The sequence below is a fragment of the Vibrio sp. 10N.222.46.A1 genome (genome assembly GCF_041473595.1).
Classification (GTDB): domain Bacteria; phylum Pseudomonadota; class Gammaproteobacteria; order Enterobacterales; family Vibrionaceae; genus Vibrio; species Vibrio tasmaniensis_A.
The window spans coordinates 1-1,014 of record NZ_JBFRSN010001399.1 but is presented as its reverse complement, the minus strand read 5'-3'; the positions used below and the strand labels follow the sequence as shown (position 1 = coordinate 1,014).

Here is a 1,014-nt window from a genome sequence, read left to right as displayed (position 1 = left end):
CAACCGCATTGAAAGGTCATATTGCTGATGCTGTTAAGCGCCAAGAAGCCTTAGATTTGGATGTGCTTGTGCATGGTGAGGCGGAACGCAATGACATGGTGGAGTACTTTGCAGAAAACCTAGCAGGCTTCCAAACCACTAAGTTTGGTTGGGTACAAAGTTATGGCTCTCGTTGCGTGAAACCGGCGATTGTGGTTGCGGATATTGAGCGTGAAAAACCAATGACGGTCGAGTGGTCGACTTATGCTCAATCTCTAACTTCAAAGCAGATGAAAGGCATGCTCACAGGGCCAGTGACTATCTTATGTTGGACATTCCCACGTGAAGATATCTCGCGTAAAGAGATCACTAATCAATTGGCATTTGCGCTGCGTGATGAGGTGTCTGATCTGCAAGACGCAGGAATCAACATTATTCAAATCGATGAGCCTGCTATTCGCGAAGGTTTGCCTTTGAAAAAGCGCGACCATGCAGAGTACTTAGAATGGGCAGTGGATGCCTTTAAGATCTCAGCGGCGAGTGCTAAACCAGAAACTCAGATTCATACCCACATGTGTTACAGCGAGTTCAACGAGATCATTGATTCAGTGGCCGCGCTAGATGCCGATGTGATTACCATTGAGACTTCTCGTTCGAACATGGAACTACTGAAAGCGTTTGAAGAGTTTAACTATCCGAATGCGATTGGACCTGGCGTTTATGATATTCACTCGCCAAACATCCCTTCAGAAGAGTGGATTGTTGATTTACTTAAGAAAGCGGCAGAAAAAATACCTGCAGAACGTTTATGGGCAAACCCTGATTGTGGGCTGAAGACACGTAATTGGGCAGAGACAGAAGCGGCACTCACTAACTTAGTTTCGGCGACGAAGACACTGCGTAAAGAGTGGGAATCAGCTGAGGCATAATTCAGTCTAAGATTTGATTGACCCTCTACTCCACGATGACCCACAAAAAAGGCCTCGCATTTGCGAGGCCTTCTGGTTTTATACTTGTTCGAATCTCGAATCTCGA

The 1,014-nt window shown here is 46.1% G+C and carries 1 protein-coding gene; it reads left to right on the top strand.

Going from position 1 to position 1,014, the window contains the following annotated elements:
• Positions 1-908: 5-methyltetrahydropteroyltriglutamate--homocysteine S-methyltransferase (gene metE, locus AB4496_RS26915; protein WP_372132970.1), on the top strand; the 908-nt coding region annotated here is incomplete at its 5' end.
• Between the last annotated feature and the right edge of the window lie 106 nt (positions 909-1,014).